Source organism: Pseudomonadota bacterium, from assembly GCA_039024915.1.
Taxonomy (GTDB): Bacteria; Pseudomonadota; Alphaproteobacteria; order Rhizobiales; family MH13; genus MH13.
On the sequence record JBCCPK010000027.1, the window covers coordinates 1 to 2,449 of the forward strand.

The 2,449-nt window shown below is 58.7% G+C and carries 3 protein-coding genes; all 3 read left to right on the plus strand.

Annotated features, from left to right (window positions below; genetic code table 11):
• Positions 1-37 precede the first annotated feature (37 nt).
• Positions 38-1,216 (plus strand): DegT/DnrJ/EryC1/StrS family aminotransferase, encoded by a 1,179-nt coding sequence (locus tag AAF739_18040; protein MEM6384569.1) that lies wholly within the window; start codon positions 38-40, stop codon positions 1,214-1,216.
• Positions 1,217-1,285: 69 nt separating this feature from the next.
• Entirely contained in the window at positions 1,286-2,167 is an 882-nt protein-coding gene (locus AAF739_18045; protein MEM6384570.1) for a hypothetical protein, read from the plus strand.
• A 64-nt stretch (positions 2,168-2,231) separates the two neighbouring features.
• Positions 2,232-2,449: acyl-CoA dehydrogenase family protein (locus AAF739_18050; protein MEM6384571.1), on the plus strand; the 218-nt coding region annotated here is incomplete at its 3' end.

A 2,449-nucleotide genomic window follows, 5' to 3' on the forward strand; every position in this document is an offset into this window, starting at 1 on the left:
ACTTGGCAGGATCGTACAGTCATTGATTGGGTGAGTGATGCGTTTCGAGGGGAATTTCACGCAACAAGAACCGATCCCCGCAGAAGGGATCGCAGCAGCGACCGAGGTGATGAACCACGGGCGGCTTCATCGGTACAACACGTCAGATGGTGAGTTGGGGGAGACTGCGCTGCTCGAGAAGGAGTTCGCAGCATTCACAGGCGCGAAGTTCGCCTTGGCTGTCACTTCGGGCGGTTATGCTCTTGCCACCGCGTTGCGCGCTGTTGGCGTGACGCCCGGAATGCAGGTTTTGACCAATGCGTTTACCCTTGCACCCGTGCCCGGCTCGATTGCGGCTGTTGGTGCCATGCCTGTCTTCGTGGAAACCACCGAGGCGTTGGTGATTGACCTCGATGACCTCGCCGAAAAGGCGGCCGCCAGCGAGGCGAAAGTCCTGATGTTATCCCACATGCGCGGTCACCAGGCCGATATGGCCGCATTGATGCAGGTTGCTGAAAATCACGACCTCGTCGTGATTGAAGATTGTGCTCACACGATGGGGGGACGCGCGGGCAATGTGGTCTCTGGCAGGCACGGCGCTGTTGGGTGCTATTCGACGCAGACTTACAAGCACCTCAATTCGGGCGAAGGAGGCTTTCTGGTCACCGACAATCCCGAGATAGCGGCAAGGGCCACGCTGCTGTCGGGCAGCTACATGCTTTACCCGCGTCATGGCGCAGGGCCGGACCTAGATGTGTTCGAGCCGCTTCGCGATGCGACGCCGAACGTCTCGGGACGCATGGACAATTTGCGGGCGGCAATCCTTCGTCCGCAATTGAAGCTCCTCCCCGAACGCGTCGAACGCTGGGCAGAGCTCCATGACGCAATGGAAATCGGGCTGCGCCACGCGCCGGGTATTCATCTGATTCGGCGCGATACGGGTTTGGAGCGTGTGGGCTCGTCGTTTCAATTCGTCATGCCCGAAAAACGCGCCGCTTGGATTGCGGATTTTGTATCGCGATGCGCTGGGCGCGGGGTGGAGTTGAAGTGGTTCGGCGCCGAGCGGGCGCAGGGCTTCACCTCTTCCTACCGGAACTGGGCCTATGTCGGGCGGCAAAGCCTGCCGCGGACCGACCGTGTGCTGGCTGGCCTACTGGATATGCGCCTGCCATTGACGTTCACGCCCGAAGACTGCGCCGTGATCGCGAAGATCATCCGGGACGAAGCAAAAAAATAAACGCATCCACCGTAGGAGTTGCGTGTTTCCGGCGTTCTAAGGGCAAACAGTTCTTTGGGAGCTTTCAGGATGCGCCTATTCTTATGCCTACTTTCAATATTGTTCGGCTGGTTGACACCGGTCCATGCAGGTCTTCAGGACGAACTTCGGGCCGCCCACGCAGCCGCGTTGAAATATCAGAACATCCGAACTGCGAAACGCGCTGGGTGGCGACCATTTGGTGGTGAAGCTCCATTGATGGGGCGCCATTACAGCCACCCGCAAGGCCCCGACTATGTGTCGGGCGACCAGATAGATTTTTCTCGCCCATCAAACCTTGTCTATGCAACCATCGGCGGGAAGACCGCACTCGTCGCTCTGGCGTATATTGTTCGCATTGCCCCGGGCGAGGCTTTGCCAACCGGTTTCTCAGGGGCGCGCGACGTTTGGCACATTCACGATGGTGTGCGCTTTCTTGCGGCTGTTCGCGAAACCCGCCCCATGATGGCCGGTCTTGCCGAGCGTTGGTTCAACCGAAATATGGTGGAAAAAGACGGCAAAACCCAACTTGCGATGGTACATGTGTGGCTGATCCCAAATCCCAAGGGCCGGTTTGCCTCACACAACCCGCGACTTGCCTATCTGGATCTCGGGTTGCCTGCCGAGCGTGCTGACGACATGAAAATCGCTCGCGGGCTTGCTTTGACCCGCAAAAATGGCTGCGAAGAGGCCTTGGATGCTGAGCTTTGGCTGTCGGGTGCACCGCGCAGAGTTGTCAGGGGCATTAAATCCGCGTGTCGTTCTGCGGCAGAGCGTGTGCGCGGGGCTCGGTCAGACGGCATTCTGGCGATGGAAGCAGAAGCTGCGCGACAATATCGCCGGGTTGAAGATGCCGTACAAATTAGTCTGACACCCGCACAGTTGAAACGCATGACAGCGTTTGTGGAGGACGGGCCCGGCATCTGCCGGTGACATTGACTGCTATGGGTACGCGCACTAGAAAATGAACGACTGTTCATGTCTGGGAGGGCGGCCCATGTTCGCAGCATCCATGCGTTTCGATTTGGGCGAAGATATCGAAGCGCTGCGTGAAACGGTGCATCGCTGGGCACAGGACCGCGTGCGACCCATGGCCGCCGAGATCGATGCCGAAAATACCTTTCCCTCCGAGCTTTGGAAGGAAATGGGAGAATTAGGCCTCCTCGGAATAACCGTTGAGGAAGACTACGGCGGGGCGGGCATGGGATATCTCGC

What these genes read in the sequence shown, in the direction of transcription:
- AAF739_18040 (MEM6384569.1), top strand. Translation starts at nt 38, where the DNA reads ATGCGTTTCGAGGGGAATTTCACGCAACAAGAACCGATCCCCGCAGAA.
- AAF739_18045 (MEM6384570.1), top strand. Translation starts at nt 1,286, where the DNA reads ATGCGCCTATTCTTATGCCTACTTTCAATATTGTTCGGCTGGTTGACA.